This is a genomic window from Amycolatopsis sp. CA-230715 (assembly GCF_018736145.1).
Classification (GTDB): Bacteria; Actinomycetota; Actinomycetes; order Mycobacteriales; family Pseudonocardiaceae; genus Amycolatopsis.
In genome coordinates this window covers 7,170,021-7,191,924 of record NZ_CP059997.1, presented here as the reverse complement: position 1 = coordinate 7,191,924, position 21,904 = coordinate 7,170,021, and the positions used below count along the sequence as shown (strand labels likewise).

20 protein-coding genes are annotated in these 21,904 nt (G+C 70.2%); 7 read left to right on the top strand and 13 right to left on the bottom strand.

Annotation, left to right across the window (positions count from 1 at the left end; translation table 11 throughout):
• Nucleotides 1-50 precede the first annotated feature (50 nt).
• Complete coding sequence (locus HUW46_RS34250) at nucleotides 51-620, top strand: ArsR/SmtB family transcription factor (RefSeq protein WP_215542878.1); 570 nt, start codon at nucleotides 51-53, stop codon at nucleotides 618-620.
• 291 nt (nucleotides 621-911) lie between these two features.
• Here the strand turns inward: HUW46_RS34250 and HUW46_RS34245 are convergent, their stop codons facing one another.
• Genes HUW46_RS34245 through gatC form a run of 4 tightly spaced genes read right to left on the bottom strand, consistent with a single transcriptional unit; the run spans nucleotide 912 to nucleotide 4,752 of the window.
• The gene (locus HUW46_RS34245) at nucleotides 912-1,433 is read right to left on the bottom strand and encodes a hypothetical protein (protein WP_215542877.1); all 522 of its coding nucleotides are present in this window, start codon (nucleotides 1,431-1,433) and stop codon (nucleotides 912-914) included.
• 1 nt (nucleotide 1,434) lies between these two features.
• Nucleotides 1,435-2,940 carry an Asp-tRNA(Asn)/Glu-tRNA(Gln) amidotransferase subunit GatB gene (gatB, locus tag HUW46_RS34240; protein ID WP_215542876.1) on the bottom strand — a complete coding sequence of 502 codons (1,506 nt, stop codon included), beginning with the start codon at nucleotides 2,938-2,940 and terminating at the stop codon, nucleotides 1,435-1,437.
• Nucleotides 2,937-4,454: an Asp-tRNA(Asn)/Glu-tRNA(Gln) amidotransferase subunit GatA gene (gene gatA / locus HUW46_RS34235; protein WP_215542875.1), complete on the bottom strand. Its 1,518-nt coding sequence runs from the start codon at nucleotides 4,452-4,454 to the stop codon at nucleotides 2,937-2,939. Before gatA ends, gatB begins: the two co-directional genes overlap by 4 nt.
• 1 nt (nucleotide 4,455) lies before the next feature.
• Complete coding sequence (gene gatC / locus HUW46_RS34230; protein ID WP_215542874.1) at nucleotides 4,456-4,752, bottom strand: Asp-tRNA(Asn)/Glu-tRNA(Gln) amidotransferase subunit GatC; 297 nt, start codon at nucleotides 4,750-4,752, stop codon at nucleotides 4,456-4,458.
• Between the two features lie 207 nt (nucleotides 4,753-4,959).
• Between gatC and HUW46_RS34225 the strand changes: the two genes are divergently transcribed.
• Nucleotides 4,960-5,613 carry an amino acid-binding protein gene (locus HUW46_RS34225; RefSeq protein ID WP_215542873.1) on the top strand — a complete coding sequence of 218 codons (654 nt, stop codon included), beginning with the start codon at nucleotides 4,960-4,962 and terminating at the stop codon, nucleotides 5,611-5,613.
• Between the two features lie 2 nt (nucleotides 5,614-5,615).
• On the opposite strand, the gene HUW46_RS34220 is transcribed toward HUW46_RS34225, so the two are convergent.
• From HUW46_RS34220 to HUW46_RS34190, 7 genes are all read right to left on the bottom strand, one after another.
• A complete protein-coding gene (locus HUW46_RS34220; RefSeq protein ID WP_215542872.1) occupies nucleotides 5,616-6,554 on the bottom strand; it encodes a TIGR03621 family F420-dependent LLM class oxidoreductase in 939 nt (312 codons plus the stop codon).
• 754 nt (nucleotides 6,555-7,308) lie between these two features.
• Nucleotides 7,309-7,728: a nuclear transport factor 2 family protein gene (locus tag HUW46_RS34215; protein ID WP_254125161.1), complete on the bottom strand. Its 420-nt coding sequence runs from the start codon at nucleotides 7,726-7,728 to the stop codon at nucleotides 7,309-7,311.
• 56 nt (nucleotides 7,729-7,784) lie between these two features.
• The gene (locus HUW46_RS34210; protein WP_215542871.1) at nucleotides 7,785-8,249 is read right to left on the bottom strand and encodes a hypothetical protein; all 465 of its coding nucleotides are present in this window, start codon (nucleotides 8,247-8,249) and stop codon (nucleotides 7,785-7,787) included.
• Nucleotides 8,250-8,351: 102 nt separating this feature from the next.
• Nucleotides 8,352-8,849 carry a GNAT family N-acetyltransferase gene (locus HUW46_RS34205; protein WP_215542870.1) on the bottom strand — a complete coding sequence of 166 codons (498 nt, stop codon included), beginning with the start codon at nucleotides 8,847-8,849 and terminating at the stop codon, nucleotides 8,352-8,354.
• Nucleotides 8,842-10,980, bottom strand: a complete 2,139-nt coding sequence (gene ligA / locus HUW46_RS34200) for an NAD-dependent DNA ligase LigA (protein WP_215542869.1) — start codon at nucleotides 10,978-10,980, stop codon at nucleotides 8,842-8,844. Before ligA ends, HUW46_RS34205 begins: the two co-directional genes overlap by 8 nt.
• Before the next feature lie 11 nt (nucleotides 10,981-10,991).
• Nucleotides 10,992-11,690 (bottom strand): hypothetical protein, encoded by a 699-nt coding sequence (locus HUW46_RS34195; protein WP_215542868.1) that lies wholly within the window; start codon nucleotides 11,688-11,690, stop codon nucleotides 10,992-10,994.
• Between the two features lie 71 nt (nucleotides 11,691-11,761).
• Complete coding sequence (locus tag HUW46_RS34190; RefSeq protein WP_215542867.1) at nucleotides 11,762-12,796, bottom strand: methionine synthase; 1,035 nt, start codon at nucleotides 12,794-12,796, stop codon at nucleotides 11,762-11,764.
• A 131-nt stretch (nucleotides 12,797-12,927) separates the two neighbouring features.
• Here HUW46_RS34190 and HUW46_RS34185 point away from each other — a divergent pair, with 131 nt between their 5' ends.
• Nucleotides 12,928-13,761, top strand: a complete 834-nt coding sequence (locus HUW46_RS34185) for a nitrilase-related carbon-nitrogen hydrolase (RefSeq protein WP_215542866.1) — start codon at nucleotides 12,928-12,930, stop codon at nucleotides 13,759-13,761.
• Nucleotides 13,762-13,907: 146 nt separating this feature from the next.
• Nucleotides 13,908-14,945 carry an MBL fold metallo-hydrolase gene (locus HUW46_RS34180; RefSeq protein WP_215542865.1) on the top strand — a complete coding sequence of 346 codons (1,038 nt, stop codon included), beginning with the start codon at nucleotides 13,908-13,910 and terminating at the stop codon, nucleotides 14,943-14,945.
• Here HUW46_RS34180 and HUW46_RS34175 read toward each other — a convergent pair.
• Entirely contained in the window at nucleotides 14,833-17,031 is a 2,199-nt protein-coding gene (locus HUW46_RS34175; protein WP_215542864.1) for an MMPL family transporter, read from the bottom strand. The genes HUW46_RS34180 and HUW46_RS34175 overlap by 113 nt on opposite strands.
• A 120-nt stretch (nucleotides 17,032-17,151) precedes the next feature.
• Here HUW46_RS34175 and HUW46_RS34170 point away from each other — a divergent pair, with 120 nt between their 5' ends.
• Together HUW46_RS34170 and HUW46_RS34165 are read left to right on the top strand one after the other, a co-directional pair.
• Nucleotides 17,152-19,545, top strand: a complete 2,394-nt coding sequence (locus HUW46_RS34170) for a beta-glucosidase family protein (RefSeq protein WP_215542863.1) — start codon at nucleotides 17,152-17,154, stop codon at nucleotides 19,543-19,545.
• 113 nt (nucleotides 19,546-19,658) lie between these two features.
• Complete coding sequence (locus tag HUW46_RS34165) at nucleotides 19,659-20,303, top strand: DUF6461 domain-containing protein (RefSeq protein WP_215542862.1); 645 nt, start codon at nucleotides 19,659-19,661, stop codon at nucleotides 20,301-20,303.
• On the opposite strand, the gene HUW46_RS34160 is transcribed toward HUW46_RS34165, so the two are convergent.
• Nucleotides 20,304-20,876 carry a TIGR03086 family metal-binding protein gene (locus tag HUW46_RS34160; protein WP_215542861.1) on the bottom strand — a complete coding sequence of 191 codons (573 nt, stop codon included), beginning with the start codon at nucleotides 20,874-20,876 and terminating at the stop codon, nucleotides 20,304-20,306.
• A gap of 62 nt (nucleotides 20,877-20,938) precedes the next feature.
• On the opposite strand from HUW46_RS34160, the gene HUW46_RS34155 reads away from it, so the two are divergent.
• A complete protein-coding gene (locus HUW46_RS34155; RefSeq protein WP_215542860.1) occupies nucleotides 20,939-21,904 on the top strand; it encodes a helix-turn-helix transcriptional regulator in 966 nt (321 codons plus the stop codon).

Here is a 21,904-nt window from a genome sequence, read left to right as displayed (position 1 = left end):
CAAGCTTTTTTGTGCAGAACTTTCTCGGCCCATGGGGTACGGTGCTGGTCATGGCGAAGACCCCGCCCCGCCGGGTGACCAGTGACGGCAAGGCGCTCAAAGCGCTCGCGAACCCGCGGCGCGCGAGGATCCTGCAGGAGCTGGGCAAGCACGGAGAAGCGAACTCCACGACCATCGCCGACGCGCTCGGCGAGAACACCGGCACCACGAGCTACCACCTGCGCGTGCTGGCCGAGGCCGGGATCATCGAGGAGCGGCCCGAACGCGCGACCGGCCGCGAACGCTGGTATCGGACCGTGCCGACCGATCGCAGGGCACCCGAGTACGACTCACTGTCCGAAGAGGACAAAGCGGCCTACGACGCGTGGGCGAGGCTGCGGATGCCCGGCGAGATCGCGCTCTTCCAACGACTGGTGCGGGAGTACAACCAGCACGGCGGCTGGGTGCAGGTGTCCCGTAGCTACGACTACTACACGCTCGACGAGGTCAAAGCGCTGACGAACGAGCACATCGAACTGCTCAACAAGTACGGCAGCCCGAAGGAAGACGCGCCGCCGGATGCGAGGCCGGTCCACACGCGCTTCTTCACCTTCCCGGACACCGAAGCCGAAACGGACTGACGCACTTTCCTGGCGCCGTGATTCCGGGTCGCCACGCCCCGAAAGCCGAAAGATGCGCCTATAGAGGTCGTCGGGCTGCAGGTGTCGCCGAAGGCTCCTCTTAGGGCGTTGGGCGTCCCGATCTCGGCCCTCGCGGCGGGCCGCCGCCACCCGCGCGAGTCCCCGAAGGTGGCCTTCGGGGCGGTAGATGCCGCGAACTCGGCCCTCGCACCACAATTCCCGCCACCCCGCGCAAGCCCGCAGCAGGCTGTCGCGTTCCCCGAAAGTGACCTTCAGGGCACGGGAAACCGGTCAGCGGCGGCGTTTGCGGCCCGCCGCGGCGCGGCGTTCGGCACGGGCGGCGAGGATGTCCCACACCGGGAACACCACCGCGGCGATCACCGCGAGCATGCTGACGTAGCGGCCGAAGCCGCCGTTGATCGAGACGCCGGCGACCCGGAACAGCTCGCGTTCGTCGTCGCCGAACTGCAGCTCGATGAGCGACCAGCCCAGCACCGCGAGCAGCAGCGACACCGCGGCGCCCACCAGCCACAGCTGGGGCAGCCCCGCCGCCCGCGCCCGCGAGGACTGTCCGAACGCGACCATCACCGCGCCGATGAGCAGCAGCAGGATCGGCGGGCACCACGAGAAGAAGTCCGAATGCCACGCGGTGCGGACGACGTCGGAATGCGCCTGCGCGGCCAACGCGTCGTCGAGTTCCCTGGTGTCCGCGGTCAGCACAGTCCACGGCAGGAACGTCGAGGCGAGCGCGAGCAGCCCGGCACCGAGACCGGACCACGCGCGCCACCCGACGCGATCGAACGACCACCCCAATTCAGGAACCGACCCGCTCGATGATCAGCTCGCGCACGCGCTTGGCGTCGGCCTGGCCCTTGGTGGCCTTCATGACCGCGCCGACGATCGCACCGGCCGCCTGCACCTTGCCGCCGCGGATCTTGTCCGCGATGTCCGGCTGCGACGCCAGCGCCTCGTCCACGGCGGCGAGCAGCGCGGAGTCGTCGGAAACGACCTTCAGCCCGCGCTTCTCGACGATCTCGGCCGGCTCGCCCTCGCCGTCCAGCACACCGCGGACGACCTCGCGCGCGAGCTTGTTGGTCAGCTCGCCGGAGGTGACCAGCTCGATCACCTTCGCCACCTGCGCGGGCGTGATCGCGAGCCCGGCGAGATCGACCTCGCGGGTGTTCGCCTCCTGCGCGAGGAAGTTCACCCACCAGCCGCGCGCGTCAGAGGGTTTCGCCCCGGCGTCTACAGTGGACGCGACAAGCTCGACGGCACCGGAGTTGAACAGGTCGCGCAGTTCCTCGTCGCTCAGCTCCCACTCGCGCTGGATGCGCTTGCGGCGCTCGGTCGGGTCCTCCGGCAGCGTCTTGCGCAGCTCTTCGACCCACTCCCGCGACGGCACGACCGGCACCAGGTCGGGCTCGGGGAAGTACCGGTAGTCCTCCGCGGTTTCCTTGGCACGCCCGGCAGACGTGGTGCCGTCGGACTCCTGGAAGTGCCGCGTCTCCAGCGTGACGGTGCCACCCGAGGCGAGCAGCGCGCCCTGCCGCGACATCTCGTACCGCACCGCGCGCTCGACGCTGCGCAGCGAGTTGACGTTCTTCGTCTCGGTGCGCGTACCGAACTCGGTGGCGCCCTTCGGCATCAGCGACACGTTCGCGTCGCAGCGCAACGAGCCCTGGTCCATCCGGACGTCCGACACGTCGAGCGCGGACATCAGCGCCCGCAACGCCGTCACGTACGCGCGGGCGACCTCCGCCGCGCGCGCGCCGGTGCCGACGATCGGCTTCGTGACGATCTCGATCAGCGGCACGCCCGCGCGGTTGTAGTCGAGCAGCGAGTAGTCCGCGCCATGAATACGGCCCGTCGCGCCGCCCATGTGCAGCGACTTGCCGGTGTCCTCCTCCATGTGCGCGCGCTCGATCTCGACCCGCACGACCTCGCCGTCGTCCAGCGTCACGTCGAGGTGGCCGTCGAACGCGATCGGCTCGTCGTACTGCGAGGTCTGGAAGTTCTTCGGCTGGTCGGGGTAGAAGTAGTTCTTCCGCGCGAACCGGCACCACTGCGCGATCTCGCAGTTCAGCGCCAGCCCGATGCGGATCGCCGACTCGATCCCCTTGCCGTTGACCACCGGCAGCGAACCGGGCAGCCCGAGGCAGGTCGGGCACACCTGGGTGTTCGGCTCGCCGCCGAACGTCGTCGGGCAGCCGCAGAACATCTTGGTGTCGGTGTTCAGCTCGACGTGCACCTCGAGCCCGAGCACCGGGTCGTAGCGCTCGACGACCTCGTCGTAGTCCATCAGCTCAGCCACGGCGGTCACTTCTTTCCTCCCAGCTCGGGCACCTGGTGCACCAGCGAACCTCCGGCGGCCGCGTCGCGCGCCACCTCGTACGCCGCGCCGACCCGGTAGAGCCGGTCGTCGGCCAACGAAGGAGCCATGATCTGCAGCCCGACCGGCAGACCGTCCTCATCGGACAGTCCACTCGGGACACTCATGGCGGCGTTGCCAGCCAGGTTCGACGGGATGGTGCACAGGTCGGCGAGGTACATCGCCATCGGGTCGTCCACCCGCTCGCCGATCTTGAACGCCGTGGTGGGCGTGGTCGGCGACACCAGCACATCGACCTTCTCGAAGGCCGAGTCGAAGTCGCGCGAGATCAGCGTGCGCACCTTTTGCGCGGAGCCGTAGTAGGCGTCGTAGTAGCCGGACGACAGCGCGTAGGTGCCCAGCATGATCCGCCGCTTCACCTCGGCGCCGAAGCCCTTTTCCCTGGTCAGCGACATGACCTCTTCAGCGCTGTGCGTGCCGTCGTCACCGGCGCGCAGGCCGTAGCGCATCGCGTCGAACCGGGCGAGGTTCGACGAGCACTCGCTCGGTGCGATCAGGTAGTAGGCGGGCAGCGCGTAGGTGAAGTGCGGGCACGACACCTCGACGACCTCGGCGCCGAGCTCGCGCAGCTGCTCGACCGCGGCCTCGAACGACCGGAGCACACCTGCCTGGTAGCCGTCCCCACCAAATTCCTTGACGACGCCGACTCGGACGCCGGACAAGTCGCCGGTCAGACCCTGGCGAGCGGCGGCGACCACCGGCGGCACCGGCGCGTCGATCGAGGTGGAGTCGAACGGGTCGTGGCCGCCGATCACCTCGTGCAGCAGCGCGGCGTCGAGCACCGTGCGGGCGCACGGACCGGCCTGGTCGAGCGAGGACGAGAACGCGACGAGGCCGTACCGGGAGACACCGCCGTAGGTCGGCTTCACGCCGACGGTGCCGGTGACCGCGCCGGGCTGCCGGATCGAACCGCCGGTGTCGGTGCCGATCGCGAGCGGCGCTTCGAACGCGGCGATCGAGGCCGACGAACCGCCGCCGGACCCGCCGGGGATGCGCGCGTGGTCCCACGGGTTGTGCGTCGGGCCGAACGCGGAGTTCTCGGTGGACGAGCCCATCGCGAACTCGTCCATGTTCGTCTTGCCGAGGATGACGACCCCGGCCTCGCGCAGCTTGCGCGTCACCGTGGCGTCGTAGGGCGGGAGCCAGCCTTCGAGCGTCTTCGACCCGACCGTGGTCGGGATGCCCTTCGTGGTCAGCACGTCCTTCAGCGCGAGCGGCACGCCCGCGAGCGGGGAGGCGAGTTCGCGGCCCTCGGCCACGTCGCCGTCGACCGCGCGGGCGGCTTCGAGCGCGCCCTCGGTGTCGACGTGCAGGAACGCGTGGACGTGGTCGTCGACCGCGGCGATGCGGTCCAGGTGCGCCTGCGTCACCTCGACCGAGGTCACCTCGCGCGTGCGGATCTTCTCCGCCAGCTCGGCGGCGGTCAGCTTCGTCAGCTCGGTCACGTCACTCCTCCCCCAGGATCCGCGGCACCCGGAACCGGCCCTCTTCGGCCGCGGGCGCGCCGGAGAGCGCCTGCTCCTGGCTCAGCCCCGGCCGCACGACGTCCTCGCGGAACACGTTGGTCAGCGGCACGGCGTGCGAGGTCGGCGGGATGTCGTCCGCGGCGACCTCGCTGACCTTGGCCACCGAGTCCAGGATCTGGTCGAGCTGGCCTGCGAAGACGTCCAGCTCGTCATCGGTGACGGCCAGCCTGGCCAGCTTGGCGAGGTGTGCGACCTCGTCACGGGAAATATTGGTCACGCGGGTGGCTCCCCGGGGGTGTCTGCGACTGCTTCTCGAAGCGCCAAGTCTATGGCGGCGGCCGACGTCATCTCGACTGGGTTACGGCTCGCGAAGATCCCGCCAGACGGACGGGCGATCGGGTTGGCTCTCGTGGTCTGCCACAATCATCGACCGGCAGCGGGACGGCCGGCGCCGTCCTGCCGAGGAGACGAGAGGGGTGCGACGTTGTCGTTCCTGATCCGGGTGCAGCTCCCGGACAGTCCGGGCACCCTCGGCGCGGTGGCCACCGCGCTCGGCACCGTCGGCGCGGACATCCTCAGCGTCGACGTCGTCGAACGCGGCGGCGGTGTGGCGATCGACGACCTGGTCGTCGAGCTGCCGTCCGGTCGCCTGCCGGACTCGCTGATCACCGCGGCCGAGAGCGTCGAAGGCGTCGAGGTCGACGCCGTCCGCCCGTACGCTGGCGTGCTGGACACGCATCGCGAACTCGAACTCGTCGAGGAAATCGCCGGTCAGCCGGGCGCGGGGTTGTCGATCCTGGTCGAAGGCGTGCCGAGGATCATCCGCGCGGGCTGGGCGCTCGTGGTGAAGTACTCGCAGGACGGTGTGCACCGGCTCGCTTCGTCGAGCGCCGCGCCGGAGGCGGAGATCACCGAGCTGCCGTGGCTGCCGCTCGAACGGGCCACGATCCTGGACTCCGAGGAAGCGTGGATCCCGGAGACCTGGCAGGAGCTGGGCACCGAACTCGCCGCCACCCCGCTGGGCAAACCGGACAAAGCACTGCTCGTCGGGCGGCCGGGCGGGCCGATGTTCCGCGCCGCCGAAGTCGCGCGGCTCGCCCACTTCGCGGGCATCGTGTCCGTCGTGCTCGACGGCTGAGGCTACTTCCCGGCCAGTAGCGCCACGACCGGGGCGAACCGCTCCAGGTCGGTGTCAGAAACCACGTGGTAGGACAGGCCGAAGCGCTCCCGCCGGTCGAGTAGTTCGTCCACGATCCGGTCCACCGGGCCGACGACCTTCGACGGCATGTCCAGCACGACCTCGCCGTCTCCCCAGCCGCGCGTGCGCGCGATCCGCTCGGCCTCTTCGCGGTGGTCGTCGACGACGTGCACGGTCAGGATCTGGGTCAGCTCGATGTCGTCGAACCGAGAGCCCGCGCCTTCGGCGACGAGCGCGATCTTGCGCGCCATCGCCGCCGACGAGCGCTCTGACAACGCGCCCGAGATGGCGCCTTCCGGGAGCGCGATCGGGAGGATGCCGACGATGTCGGCTGTCTGGCCAGCCAGCCGCAGCATGCGCGGTCCGCCGGAGCCCATCAGGATCGGCGTTGCCGTCGCGGCGTTCGGGAAGGTGGCGAGGCCGTCGATCCGGTAGTGCGCGCCGTCGGCCGTGACCTCCTTGCCGTCGAGCAGGCTTTTGAGGATCGGTACCGCCTCGGCGAGCCTGCCGACCCTGGTGCCCGCGGCGTCGAACGCGAGCCCGGCGCGCTCGTACTCGTCGCGGTGCCAGCCCGCGCCGATGCCCAGTTCGAACCGGCCACCCGAGATCTCCTGGAGGGTGGCGGCCTCCTTGGCCAGCAGCACGGGATGGCGGTAATCGTTGGCCAGCACCAACGTGCCCAAGCGCAACTTCGTCGTGGCCATGGCGACGGCGGCGAGCGCGGGCATCGGCGAGAGCTGATCGCCGAAGGGCTCCGTGACGAAGTGGTCGCGCAGCAGGAACGTCGAATACCCGAGTTCTTCCGCACGCGTGGCCGTGGTGAGCAGACCGGCGGTGTCCCGCACGGACTCGCCGAGCACTCCGAACCTGAACTTTCGCATGGCACCATCGTTCTGGCCGGGGCGCCGCTGCGCTGGCGGAAATCGGACGCCGCATCCTCGTCGCGGGCGGGTGCCGCTTGGCCCCTGCCCCTGCCCCTGCCCCGAAAGTGGCTTTCGGGGACATAGATGCCCCGAAGGTCACAGTGATGTCGGGTGCGCGGCGCGGTGATCGGCGGCGGAGGTCCTCTGCTGGTCCCCGAAGGCCACCTTCGGGGACCCTAGCGCCACTTTCTCGGCCCTCGCTCCCGTGCGGGCAGGGCTGTGCATGCCCCGAAGGCCACCTTCGGGGCGCCTAGCGCCGCGAATCCACCCCTCGCACGCTCGACCACCACGACGCGCCCGCACCGAAAGTGACGGTCGGGGGCAAGTTCCCGAAGATCACAGTGATGGCGTGTGGATCGCGGCACGCGCCGTGGTGTCGTGGCTGGCGAGTGAGCGGAAGTCCCCGAAGGTGACCTTCGGGGCGCCTAGCGCCACTTTCCTCACTCTCGTGGAGGTGCGGTCCCGGCTGTCGGTGCCCCGAAAGTGACGTTCGGGGCGCTGGATTCCCCGAGTGTCACTTTCGGGGCACGCGAAGGCCCTTCGGGGACAGCTGCGGGTGGCGGCAGCCCGCCACGAGGGCCGAGATCGTGACGCTCAGCGCCCCAAGAGGAGCCTTCGGTGGCACCCGCGACCCGCCCCGACGACCTCTATAGGAGCATCTTTCGGGGCAGGCGATGCGCGGCCATCAGGGCGAGCCGCGCCGCCGGTGTGGTCACGGGGTGCAGGCGGCGGCGATCTTGGCGGTGTCCCAGTAGAACGGATGCACTTCGGTGATGCGTCCGTTGTGGATGGTCAGGGTCTGCAGGATCGGGAAGGCGAGGTGCCGCCCCGTCGCGCGGGAGCGGGCGCTGACTTCGGTGTGCACCACCAGCGGGTCGCCCGCCGACAGGATTCGCTGCGCCACCATGTCGAAGGACTCCCACGTCCGGCTCATCGCGGCGAAGAACCGTTCCATTCCGGCGTGGCCGCGCCAGGTTCCGCCGTAGGGCAGCGCTTCCGCTTGGTGCAGCACCATGTTCTCGTCGAAGAACGGGGCCAGCTCGTCGAAGCTCGCCACCCCCGGCCCGCCCGCGGCTAGGTACCGCGCTTCCGCCGCGTACATCCGGGTCAGCACCTCTACCGAACTCGTCATGCCGCCGAGCCTGCCCGCCCGCGCACGCCCGCACCGGCGGCAATCGGACGCCGGGCTCAGGCGGCGCGCTCGCGGGGCGCGGTCCCGAAGAGCGGGCGGAGCCGCGGCCAGTCCGCGCACAGCAGGAACACCACGCCCAGCAGCATCAGGCTCGTGATCACCCACGTCCCGGCGAAGTCCATCGTGGTGGTGAGGACCACGATGCCGCTGATCACCGGCAGGTAGATCAGCGCGCCGACGGTCCTCGTGCGGGGCACGAGCAGGAGCACGGCGGCGGCGACCTGCGCGACGCCGACGAACTCGTACAACGCCCCCGAGCGTTCCAGCACATCGAAGAACAACCCGACCGGCCCCGAGGCCGCCGACTCCTTCGTGAACGGCAGGCCGAGCACCTTGATCGCGCCGGGAATCGCGAACCCGACGGCGAGCAGCACCCGGACCACGACCGCGAACCGGCGGACCACGAGATGCCCCGTGACCGAGGCGTGCCACCGATCCGCGGTGCGCAACAACGTTTCCATCTCCCCAGACCTCCTTGCGACCGCGCCATCCTCGGCGACGGCGAAGGCGCCGTACATCGGCCGGATGACCGAGATGCGGCAGCCGATCGGTCACTGGCCCGATCAGGCGACCTCGTACCCGAAGGCGAGCAGCAGGACACCCGGGTACGGCGCCCAATCACGCTCCGGGAGACGGGCGAACCCGATCCGCTCGTACAACCGGTGCGCCGCCTTCATCCGATCGAGGCTCACCAGCACCACCCTGGCCCGGCCCAGCTCCCCCGCCCGGCGGAGCACCGCGCGCGTGAGCGCTTCCCCGACGCCGCGGCCGCGCGCGGCGGCGGCGACGCCGAGCATCCGGAACTCCAACTCGTCCGCTCTGGCCAGCTCCGCGTACGCCGAACCGGATGGCACCACCGTGACCGAACCGAGCACGGTGCCAGCCGCGTCGACGGCGGCCAGCAGTTCGGCGCCCGCGGCACGCCCGGCGGCGTCGCGCAGTTCGTCGGCGTAGTCCTCGTGGCCTTCGAGCAGCCCGTCTTCGCGGTACGCGGCGACGGTCAGCTCCCCGATCGCCGCGAACTCGTCCGGCCTGGCGAGCCGGACCTCGAACTCACTCATCGGCCTCGGGCTCTTCGGCAGGCAGCGCCACTTCCGCCGCGGCCTCGGGGCCTTCGTCGAGCAGCACGCGGAAACCGGCTTCGTCGAGCACCGGCACCTTCAGCTGGACGGCCTTCTCGTACTTGCTCCCCGGTGCTTCCCCGACCACCACGAACGCGGTCTTCTTCGACACCGAACCCGCCGCTTTCCCGCCGCGGGCCATGATGACCTCCTTGGCCTCGTCGCGCGAGAACGTCTCCAGCGAGCCGGTGACCACAATGGACAGACCTTCGAGGTTGCGCGGGATCGAGTCGTCGCGCTCCTCCGCCATCCGCACCCCGGCGGCCCGCCACTTCTCGACCACCTCGCGGTGCCAGTCGACCTCGAACCACTCCTGCGCGGCGTGCGCGATCGTCGGTCCCACCCCGTCGACGTCGGCCAGTTCCTCCTCCGTCGCGTGCTCGATGCGGTCGAGCGAGCCGAACTCGCGGGCCAGCGCCTGCGCCGCGGTGGGCCCGACGTGCCGGATCGACAGCCCGACGATCACCTTCCACAGTGGACGGTCCTTGGCCGAGTCCAGGTTCGCCAGCAGCTTCTTCGCATTGGCCGACAGCTCGCCCGCCTTGGTGCGGAACAGCTCTACCTCGCCCAGCTTCTCCTCGTCGAGGTCGAAGATGTCACCCTCGTCGGCGACCACACCGGACTCCAGCAGCGCGACGGCGGCCTCGTAGCCGAGCACCTCGATGTCGAACGCGCCGCGCCCGGCGAGGTGGAACAGCCGCTCGCGCAGCTGCGCCGGGCAGGTCCGCGCGTTCGGGCAGCGGATGTCGACGTCGCCTTCCTTCTGGTAGGCCAGCGGCGTGTCGCACTCCGGGCAGCGGATCGGCATCAGGAACTCGCGCTCCTCGCCGGTGCGGACGTCGACGACCGGGCCGAGCACCTCGGGGATGACGTCGCCCGCCTTGCGGATGACCACGCGGTCGCCGATCAGCACGCCCTTGCGCTTGACCTCCTCCGCGTTGTGCAGCGTGGCCATCGCGACCGTGGAGCCCGCCACCTTGACCGGCTCCATCACCGCGAACGGCGTGACACGGCCGGTGCGGCCCACGTTGACCTGGATGTCCAGCAACGTGGTGGTGGCCTCCTCCGGCGGGTACTTGTAGGCGATCGCCCACCGCGGCGCGCGCGAGGTGCTGCCGAGCCTGCGCTGCAGGGCCACCTGGTCGACCTTGACCACCACGCCGTCGATCTCGTGCTCGGCGTCGTGCCGGTGCTCGCCCCAGTACTCGACGTGCTCGGCGAGCTCGGCCGACGAGATCACCTTGCTGTGCGGGGAAACCGGCAGCCCCCACGCGGCCAGCGCGTCGTACGCCTCGGACTGCCGCTCCGGCTCGAAGCCCTCCCTGCGGCCGAGCCCGTGGCAGATCAGCCGCAGCCGCCGCTCCTTGGTGATCTTGGGGTCCTTCTGCCGCAGCGAGCCCGCCGCGGTGTTGCGCGGGTTGGCGTACGGCGGTTTGCCCGCCTCCACCATCCGCGCGTTGAGGTCGAGGAAGTCCTGCACCCGGAAGAACACCTCGCCGCGGACCTCGACGAGCGCGGGCACCGGGAACCGGTCGGTGCCGGTCAGCCTGTCCGGGACCTGTTCGAGCGTGCGGACGTTGAGCGTGACGTCCTCGCCGGTGCGGCCGTCGCCGCGGGTCAGCGCGCGGGTGAGCCTGCCGTCCTCGTAGAGCAGGTTGATCGCGAGCCCGTCGATCTTCAGCTCGCACAGGTACCGGGTGGCGCCGATCTCCTTCTCGACGCGCTCGACCCAGGTGACCAGCTCCTCGGGGTCGAACACGTTGTCAAGGCTGAGCATCCGCTCGAGGTGGTCGTACGCGGTGAACTCGGTGGAGAAGGTGCCCCCGACCTTCTGCGTCGGCGAGTCCGGGGTGCGCAGGCCGGGATGCTCCTCCTCGAGCCCCTCCAGCTCGCGCAGCAGCACGTCGAACTCGCCGTCGGTGATCGTCGGCGAGTCCAGCACGTAGTACCGGAACTGGTGGCCCCTGATCTCCTCGGCGAGCGCGGCATGCCGCTCGCGGGCCTCGGCGGGTACGTCACCGAGGTCCTGTGCTGCTTCGGGGGAGACCGGGTCTTGGGGTAGTTCGCTCACGAGGGGTGAGCTTAGTCAGTACCCCCGACATCTTCCGGCTTTCGCTCCGCGAGCTTCCGCACCAGGTCACGAAGTTCCAGCAGCGAAATCGACCCGGCGGGCTCGATCTCGGCGGTCTCCACACGGCGTAACCGCTCCGCGGCGAGGCGTTCACCCAACGTGGCGTCGAGCGGTAAGAACGTCATCGCGGACCGCGCCGACTCTTCGAGCGAGGACAACCGCGGATGGTGCACGGCGACGTCCACCACCGCCTCCGCTTCGTCCACCTGCGCGGCCACCCGCACGTCGGCGAGCGCGATCTTGTGCTCGCCGAGGTTCACCGTCACGTCGTTCGGATCGGGGACCCCCGGCACCGAGTCGTGGTACTCCCAGATCGCGTCCTCCTCCGGCGCCGCCGCGATCCAGGCGTCGGTGAAGGGCCGCAGCTCCGGCGATTCCTGACCGGTGACGACGAGCGCGTAGATCGCGCGCTGGCCCCGTTCGAGGGAAAAGTGCAGATCGGGGTGGACGCGGGCGATCGCCTCGCACAGCTCGTGCTCGACGCGCTGCGGTTCGCGGTCGCCGAGCGCGCCGTTGATCGTCGGGAGCAGTTCGAACCAGCGCCGCCAGAAGGCGACCGCGGCCTGGCCGGGATCGTCCGGGACCTCGGGGCGCGGCCATTCGGTGCGCGGATCGGGCGGATCGTTCTTGTGACGGCGGAAGAATCGCATGGAGCGGGGACCTCATCTACCTCAGCACAGCTCGGGTCCCACCATCGTAAGCGCGTACCGCGCCGTACTCGCTACCACGTTTCGGGGGGTTCGAGGAACGCCCTTCCGAGTTCTCGCGACAGTTCGAGTGCACGCCGCACCCACGCGCCGGTGGCGCCCGCGAGGCCGCAGGTCGTGGTCGGCACGCCTCGTTCGGCCAGCAGCGTGCGGGGGAAACCGAGGCGGTCGACGAGCCCGAGCGCCGGTTCGGCGATTTCGCGCAAGCTCACCGGCTTCCCCGGATCCGTCGACGGAACCAGTCCCAGCAGGAACGCGACACCGGAATCCCACGCCTCGCCCACTTCGTCGAGCACCGCCGACGGCGCCCCGGACAGCAGCGTCGCGTCGATCGCGATCCCACCGGCGCCTGCCGAGCGCAGCAGCGAAATCGGCGGCCGCGCCGCGCAGCAGTGCACGATCACCGGCTGACCCGTAATGGCTCCGGCGCCCTGGATCATCGTGGACAGCAGATCGCGCGCTTCCGGTTCGGGCACCGACGGCACGGTCCCGTAGCCCGACGGCGTCGGCAACGCGCCCGCGAGCACCGACGGAAGGCTCGGTTCGTCGAACTGGACGACCACCGGCGCCCCGGTGCGGGCGGTCAGCTCGGCGACGTGCGCGCGCAGACCCTCCAAAAGGGACTCCGAGAATTCGCGGACCGCGCCGCGGTCGGTGAGCACCCGGTGCCCGCTCGCCAGCTCGATCCCCGCCGCGAGCGTCCACGGCCCGGCGACCTGGGTCTTGACCACGGGCGGGCGGCCGGCGTTGTCCACCGCCTCGTCGAGCCCGTCGACGTCCCAGCGGAGCAGATCGGTCGCGCGCCGGTGGTGGTGGCCGGGCCGCGCCGTCACCCGGTACCCGGTCGGCACCACCTCGACCGCGAGATCGACCAGCAGCGCCGCGCTCCTGCCGAGCAGATCGGCGCCGACCCCGCGGCCGGGAAGCTCTGGCAGATAAGGGAACTGCGGCAGTTCGCCCAGTACGACCTCGGCCGCTTCGCGCGCGTCCGTCCCCGGCAGGGACCCGATCCCGGTCGCCGCGCCAGCGGCCCACACTCGTTCCGTCACATCCTTGATTGTGCTAGGTGTTTCGACCCGGTTAACGATCGCCCCGCCTGGCTGACTTCGCCTCGCGCCCGGCGCTTCCGATCCCGTACCTTCGTAATAATCCGCAGGCACGGCACAGGGAGGTGAAACGGATGAGAGTGGCACTGGCGCAGACCGACTGCCGGCTCGGCGACGTGGAGGGGAATCTCGTCGATACCGAGCGCATCGTGAAGGAGTCCGCCGCGGAAGGTGCGGACCTGGTCGTCTTCCCCGAGCTGAGCCTCACCGGGTACGCGCTCGGTCAGCTCGCCGACGACATTTCGCTGTGGCCGGACGACGAACGGCTCGCCGAACTGTCGAAGCACGGCCCCGACGTCGTGATCGGACTGCTCGAGGACGGCCGCATCCGGCGCCACAACTCCGCGCTGTACCTGTCCGACGGCATGATCGTGCACAACCACCGCAAGCTGTACCTGCCGAACTACCTGATCTGGGAGGAGCGCAAGCACGCCAGCCCCGGTCAGCACATGCGCGCCTTCGACACCCCGCACGCCAGGATGGCGACGCTGATCTGCAACGACGCGTGGCAGCCGATGCTGCCGTGGCTCGCCGCGCAGGACGGTGCCGAGGTGCTCGTGGTGCCGACGAACAGCGCCGCGAAGCTCACCGGCGGCTCGTTCGACCCCGCCGAGTACTGGCACGACCTGCTCACCTTCACCGCCCGCATGCAGCAGTGCTGGGTCGTCTTCGTCAACCGCGTCGGCGACGAGGCGGGAGTCCGCTTCTGGGGCGGCTCGCGCGTCATCGATCCGTGGGGTTCCGTCGTCGCGACGGCACCGACCTGGGAAGAGAACCTCACCATCGTCGACATCGATCCGGGCGCTGTGCGGCGGCGGCGCCGGGAAATCCCGCTGCTGGCGGACGCGCGCCTCGGCCTGCTGCGCCGCGAACTGGAACGCCTCATCAACGAAAGCGGCGACGACTGAACCCGTGTCGTTTCGTAAGCGGCGAAGCCGCTTGAGTGGGCCGTCAGCTCGCACCGCCACGCAAGCCCTTTCCACATGCTTCTGGGTGACCGGGGTCTCAGTGCGTTCGCGTGGACATCGGGCGAAGAGGCGCTCAAGGTGAAGAAGTGGACGCTTTCAACGACGATGGCAGTCGCGACTGGACCGAACCCGGTGTGTACGAGGTCGCGCCGGGGGTCCACCGGATTCCCCTTCCCCTGCCCAACGACGGACTGCGCGCGGTCAACGTCTACGCGCTGACCGGCGGCGAGGACGTGGTCCTGATCGACGCCGGGTGGTCGCTCGACGAGGCCAAGGACCAGCTCGCGGAAGCGCTGCGGGCGATCGGGACCGGGTTCGAAGACATTCGCGAGTACCTCATCACGCACGTCCATCGCGATCACTACACGCAGGCCGTGACGCTGCGGCGCGAGTACGGCGGCAGGATCGGGCTCGGCGAAGGCGAGCAGGCTTCGCTGAAGCTGTCGTCCGATCCGGACGGTGAGCGGATGAACGCGCAGGGCCGCCTGCTGGCGCTGGCCGGTGCGCAACCGGTGATCGACGAACTGGTCAGGGTGTTCGGCAAGCTCCGGCCGGACCCGTCGATCTGGGAAGAGCCCGACGAGTGGCTCAAGCCGGGCAAGCGGACCGTGCTGCCGGGGCGCGACCTCGACCTCGTCCACACCCCCGGGCACACCGCGGGCCATCTGGTGTTCGAAGACGGCACGGCAGGGCTGCTGTTCACCGGCGACCACGTGCTGCCCCGCATCACCCCGTCGATCGGGTTCGAGCCCGCGACGGTCGAACTGCCCCTTCGCGACTACCTCGACTCGCTGCGGGTCGTCCGCGAGCGCCCGGACCGGCGCATGCTGCCCGCGCACGGCCCGGTCACCGCGAGCGTGCACGCGCGGGTGGACGAGCTGCTCGCCCATCACGCCGAGCGGCTCGACGTGATGGGCGGCAAGATCGCCGACGGTGCGACCACGGCCTACGACGCGGCGCAACGCCTCACCTGGACTCGGCGCCGGAAGGAACTGTCCGAAATGGACGTGTTCAACCGGATGCTCGCGGTCCTCGAGACAGCGGCGCATCTCGATCTGCTGGTGGCGCAGGGAAAGCTGACCGCGGCGCAGACCGGCGGTGTGCGCCACTACTCGGTGCTCTGAGCCTGCCCGGCCACCAGGTCTTCTCGCCGAACAGCGCGATGACCGCGGGCAGCACGAGCGCGCGCACCAGCACGGCGTCGATCAGGACCGCGACGGCGAGGCCGAACCCGATCTGCTTCATTTCGAGCCGGTCGACGAACAGGAAGCTCGCGAACACCGACACCATGATCAGCGCGGCGCTGGTGATCATGCCCGCCGAGCCGACCACGCCGTCGAACACCGCGCGCCGCGCGGGCAGACCCCGCCCGGCGGCCTCCCTGATCCGGCTCACCACGAACACCTGGTAGTCCATCGACAGTCCGAAGAGGACCACCAGCACGAACAGCGGCAGGTGCGCGCCGAGAAAACCGGACGAGGTGAAACCGAGCAGCGGTTCGGCCCAGGAGTGCTGGAACACCGCGACCATGACCCCGAACGCGGCCGCCGCGGACAGCACGTTGAGCACGATCCCGGCGAGCGCGAGCACCGCGGAGCGGAACGAGAACAACATCATCAGGAAGGTCAGCAGCAGCACGGACCCGAGCACCCACGGCAGCCGCTCGTTCTGGTGCTCGACGTAGTCGGTGTTGCGGGCGACCCCGCCGGACACGGCATAGGTGACGTCCGTGCCGCGCAACGAAGGAATGAGGTCGTTTCGCAGGTGCTGCAACGATTTCGCGGCCTCCGGCGAGTTCCCGTCGTAGCGAATCGGAAGCTCCAGCGCGGCCGCGCGACCGTCCGACGAGGTCCGGATCCGCGGCGTGTCCGTGCGCAGGAACGCCGGGTCGGTTTGAGCGCGCGAAGCCAGTTCGGTCAAGCCCGCCGTCGCGCCGCCACCGTTCGCGACCACGAGATGCGCCACGCCTTCGGTGGGGAACAACGAGGTCAGCCGGTCGTAGGCGGCGACCTCGGTGACCTCACGGGAAAACGTGTCGTTGCCCTCGACCTTGAGCTGGAGCGCCGTCGCGGGCAGGGCGAGCAGCCCGAGCGCGACCACGCCGGCCAGCAGTGTCGCGAGTGGACGCTCGAGCGCGGGCCGCAGCAGGACCGGCCACAACCGGGAAGTGCCACCGCGCCAGGCGAACCGGCCGGGATCGGTGCGCTTGCCGAGCTTCGCGAGCAGCGCCGGGAGCACCGTCAGCGAGCTGACCACGGACACCAGCACCACGATGATCGACCCGGTCGCGATCGAGGAGAACACCACGTCGCCCGCGAAGTACAGCCCGGCGAGCGCGACCAGGACGGCGAGCCCGGACACCACCACCGCGTGGCCCGCCGTGGCCGCGGCCAGTTCCACGGCGGCGGTCCTGCTGAGCACCCCGCCCGAGCGCTCGCGTTCCTCGCGCACGCGTTTGAGGTAGAACAGCGAATAGTCGACGCCGACGGCCATCCCGATCATCAGGATCACGCTCGACACCGCGCCGCCCGCGTCCGGGAAGAAGTGCGAGGCGATCGCGTACAGCCCGGTGGCCGCGCCGACCGAGGACAGCGCGAGCAGCAGCGGCACACCGGCCGCGATGATCGAGCCGAACACCAGGAACAGGATCACCAGCGTCACCGGCAGCGTGATCATCTCGCTGCGCGCCAGGTCGTCGCCGAACTGCTTGTTGATCCCGACCGAGATCGACGAACTGCCGGTCTGCTCCACCCGGAGCCCCGGGAACGCGTCGGCCACCGCGGCGGTCTGCGCGCTCACCTCGGGCACCACGGTCTTCGACGTCCGGTCGTCGGCCTTGAGCGTGACGGCGACCATCAGCGTCGACCCGTCTGCCGAGCGCGCGGGCGCCGCGACGGCGGACACCGAAGGCAGCGCGCGCATCCTGGTGGTCACCGAAGCCGCCGCCGCGGTGGCGGACGGGTCGTCCACCCCGCCCGGCGCGGTGATCAGCACCTGCTCGACCGGCGGCGGCATCAGACCGGCCTGCGTCGCGACCGCCTCGGCGCGGCCAGCCTCGCCGATCCAGAAGTCCTTGTTCTCCGGCGGTCTGCTGCCCGCGAGCGATCCCGCGGCGAAGCAGACCGCCACGAACACCACCCAGCCCACGATCGCGCGCCACGGATGGTTCGCGCTCCAGCGAGCGATCCGCGCCGTCGTCGGTTGTGCCATGAAACGTCCCCCGAATCCCTGTGAAGTACCCGCTCAGGCTTCCGGAACACGACACCCGTGGCACTGGGGGCGCCCGGCCGAACGGTGGTGGGGCTGGCCCCACTTCGGCAGCATGGGGGCATGACGATCGACGAGCTGCTCGCCACCCTCGACCTCGACGCCAAGACCCGGCTGCTGGCGGGGCAGGACGTGTGGACGCTGCCCGCGCTCGACGAGATCGGGCTGGCCTCGCTGGTGATGTCCGACGGGCCGGTCGGGGTGCGCGGCACGCGGTGGTCGGCCGACGACCCGTCGCTCGTGCTGCCGAGCCCCACCGCGCTCGCGGCCACCTGGGACCCGTCGCTGGCCGCCCGCGCCGGTCTCGCGCTCGCGCGGGAGGCACGGCGCAAGGGCGTGCACGTGCTGCTCGCGCCGACCGTCAACCTGCACCGCAGCCCGCTCGGCGGCAGGCATTTCGAGTGCTACTCCGAGGATCCGCTGCTCACCGGGGCGATCGGCGCCGGGTACGTCTCCGGTGTGCAGGAGGGCGGGGTCGCCACCACGGTCAAGCACTTCGTCGCCAACGACGCCGAGACCGAGCGGTTCACCGTGGACGTCCGCGCCGACGAGCGAACGCTGCGCGAGCTGTACCTCGCGCCGTTCGAACAGATCGTGAAAACCGCGGCGCCGTGGGGGATCATGGCCGCCTACAACCAGGTCAACGGCAGCACCATGACCGAGCACGACGAGCTGGTCAACGGGATACTGCGCGGGGAATGGGGATTCGACGGGTTCGTGGTGTCCGACTGGCTCGCCGCGCGCGACACGGTCCGCGCCGCGAACGGCGGGCTGGACGTCGCGATGCCGGGCCCGGAGACGGTGTTCGGGCCGAACCTCGCCGAAGCGGTGCGCGCCGGGGCGGTTAGCGAAGAGGTCGTCGATGCCATGGTGCGGCGCGTACTCGTGCTCGCATCGAGGACGGGCGCGCTCGGCGATAGCACACCTGATAAGTCCGAAGTGGACGGTGTGGCGATCGGGCGCGAGCTCGCGAGCAAGTCGTTCGTGTTGCTGCGCAACGAAAACGGCCTGCTCCCCCTCGGCAAGCCCCGGAGCGTCGCGGTGATCGGCGCCGCCGCTGCCGAAGCGCGGATACTGGGCGGCGGCAGTGCGACCGTGTTCCCGTCGGAGGTGACCTCCCCGCTCGACGGCCTCCGCGACGCCTTCGATCACGTCCGGTACGAACTGGGCGCGGATCCCCGCACCACGCTGCGCCCCGCGAAGGACGGGTTCACGCTCACCGGCAGGGCAGTCGGCGAGGACGGCGCGGAACTGGTGTCGTTCGGGCTCACCGAAGGATCTGTGCAGTGGATCGGCGCGTTGCCGTACGGCCTCGACCCCGGCGAACTGGGCACGGTCGAGATCAGCGGCACCTACGTCCCCGACGAAAGCGGCACGCACGAGTTCGGCATCACCGGCCTCGGCCATCTGACGCTGACCGTCGGCGGTGAAACCTTGTTCGACGGCCCGAACCTCCCGTCCGACGGCAGTTTCATGGACGCCGTCATGCGGGTGAGCGAACTCCGCGTCGAAACCGAACTCACCGCGGGCGAGCCGGTGGACGTGCGGCTCAGCTACTCGCTCCCGGACGCGGCCCGTGGCGGCAACTTCACCTGGATTTCCTTCTCGCTGCGGCATTCCAGCCCCGCCGTGGACGCCGACGAGCTGATCGCGCGCGCCGTCGCGGCCGCCGCCGGGGCTGAGGTGGCCGTCGTCGTGGTCGCCACCACCGACGAGGTGGAAAGCGAAGGCTTCGACCGCACTTCCCTCGCGCTGCCCGGTCGTCAGGACGAGCTGGTCGCACGTGTGGCCGAAGCGAACCCGCGCACGATCGTCGTAGTGAACTCCGGCTCACCGGTGGAAATGCCGTGGGCGAGCGAGGTCGACGCGGTCCTGCTGACCTGGTTCCCCGGCCAGTCCGGTGGCGCCGCGCTCGCCGACGTGCTCTCCGGCGCGGCCGAACCGGGCGGGCGGCTGCCGACCACTTGGCCCGCTCGCACGGCCGACGCGCCGGTGCTCGACGTGACGCCCGTCGACGGTGTGCTGCGTTACGAGGAAGGCGTGTTCATCGGGTACCGGGCGTGGGAACGAGCGGGCGCGACGCCCGCGTACTGGTTCGGGCACGGCCTCGGTTACACGGACTGGACCTACGAATCCGTCGCGGTGGCCCCTGCCGACGGCGATCTCGCCCGCGTGCGGGTCCGCCTGCGCAACTCCGGCTCGCGAGCGGGCCGGGAGGTCGTGCAGGCTTATCTGTCCACTGAGGACACCGATGAGCTGCCGAGGCCGAAGCGCTGGCTCGCCGGGTTCGCCGTCGTCGAGGCGTCTCCGGGCGAGAGTGTCGAAGTCGACATAGCGATCCCCGAACGTGCCGCGTCCGTCTGGGACTCCGGCTGGCGCCTCGTCACCGGCGAGTACCAAGTCGAGATCGGACAGTCCTATGCGGACACCCGGTTAGCCGTGGCTCTCGTTGTATGACAACGCTGCCCCTTCGAACCCGTTTCGCGGGTCATCAAGGCAGTTGTCGCCCGGTCAGCGGGAAAGGTGGCTACCGTGACGGCGCTACCCACCTTCTCCCGCGAGGTCTCCCGATGCCGAAGCCCGACTTCCCCCCGAACACGTTGAGCGACGAGGGAAATCCCCTCTGGATCGACGAACTGGCCAACGCCGACCCGAACCACGCCGTGCACGTCGTGCGCGACCTCGAACCGGCGGAGGCACTGAAGAGGCTGGGCGCCAATCCGGAGTCGTTCCGATCCGTCGAGTTGCCGGACAGCAAGCCCAGCGACCACCATTCCCTGCCCAGTACGGCATTGGGGATCGAGCCGGGAACCGGCGCCGCACTGCTGGCGGGCCGCATCGGTGACTGGACGTTCGTCTACGACGACTCCGGGTACACCAATGATGACACCCTGCTCGCGCTGTCGGACGGCGGCCGATCCGCGGCCACGAGCTACTTCTCCATCAACGCCGATGCCAGCCTCACCTACGCCGTCGACGGGGAACAGCTCGCTTGGGTCAACATCGACGATCTCGATCTAGAAACCGATCTCCCCGAGATGCCCGCCGAACTGCGCGCCGCCTTCGAAGCGGCGGGCACCGTCGACCTCGACTACCTAGAACCCGGTGAGGCCGACTACTCGATCGCGATGCGCGCCGTGTGCACCCTGTCCGGGCTCACCTGCACGATCGACGACATCCGCCGGATCCCGTTGCTGGGCGTGGCATTCGGCTGATCACGGCCTGCGGTGGCCGGACCAGTTCGCGAGCCGTTCGGTCGGACCGGCGCCCTGCCTCGGCACGACGACGGGCGCGAAGGGGATTTCCCCGCCGCGCCGCTCGGCCGGGATGAACTGCTCGGCGACGGTCAGCGCGGCCTCCGCCAGCTCCGGGTCGGTCTCCTCGTCCGCCCCGATGGCCACGGCGAGGTCCCAGCCGTGCACGAGCGCTTCGTTGAGGTAGCCCCACAGCGCCGCCCGTCCCGGCACCTTGCCCCACGGGACCGTCACTTCGCGGTCGAGCACCGCGTCGTCCTGCCACACCGCCTGCATCTTCTCCACGGCTGTCGCCAGTGCGCCTGCCCAGTCGTCGACACCGGTGACGACGAAGGGGCAGCTGAACACGTCGCCGCCCTCCCCGATCACCCGTGCCCTGTCCACGGTGGCCACCAGGTGCCCGAGCAGGCTCCGCACGTCGAACTCGGGGCACGGCGTCGGTCCGGTGAGATCGGTCGGCAGCTCGGCGGCGAGGCTGCGCACCCAGGTCAGTGCGCGGTCGTACAGCGGGCGGGGATCCGAAGTGTTCGTCATGCCCCCATCCTGCACCGGATATACGACACCTTCTGTCGTATATCCCTGGAACAATCGAACACGTGCGCGCCGACCGGTTGATCTCGCTGCTGCTCCTGCTGCAACAACGCGGCAGCATGTCCGCCTCCGCGCTCGCCCGCGAGCTGGAAGTCAGCCGTCGCACCGTGCAGCGCGACATCGAAGCGCTCGCCTCCGCCGGTATGCCCGTCTACGCCGAACGCGGGCGGGAGGGCGGTTACGCGCTGCTCGGCCGGTTCACCACCGATCTGACCGGGCTCACCGAGCAGGAAGCGCTCGCGCTGATCGCGGCGGGCTCGCCGGGGAACGGGCACCTGCTGGGCATGGCCCCGGCGCTCGCTTCGGCGATGCGCAAGGTCACCGCGGCGATCCCGCCCGCGCACCGCGAACGCGCGACCAGCGCCGCCGAACGCATCCTCGTCCAGCCGGAAGAAGGCTGGCACCCCTGCGCGGCAAAGAATTCCCGCCCCGAAGAGGAACACCTCGACGTGGTGCGGGAGGCCGTGCTCGCCAGCCGGAAGCTGCGAATCCGGTACACCGCAAGGGATGCGTCGCCGCGGTGGCGCACGGTCGATCCGATCGGGCTAGTCCGCGTGCGCGGCCAGTGGTACCTGCTCGCCTACCGCGACGACGCCGAACGCACCTACCGCCTGTCCCGGATCAGTGCGGCACAACAACTCAGCGAGCCCGTCGAGCACCGCGAAGGCGTCGACCTCGAAACCGTCTGGCGGAACCAGCGGGAACGCTTCCACGCCACCAAACCCCGCGTGGTCGCGACGGTCAGGGTGCGCGCGAGGCGGCGACGGCAACTCGTCGACGCCACGCTGCGCGCCGGGCCCGACCAGCCGGACAGCGGGGGCTGGCTGCTGCTGGAAGTCGAGTTCGCCGATCTCGTGCACGCCGAGTCGGTGCTGTGGGGGCTCGCCCCCGACGCCGAGGCTCTCGCCCCCGCGGAGCTTCGCCGCGCGCTGGCCGATCGCGCGAACGCCACGGCCGGGCGCTACGGCTGA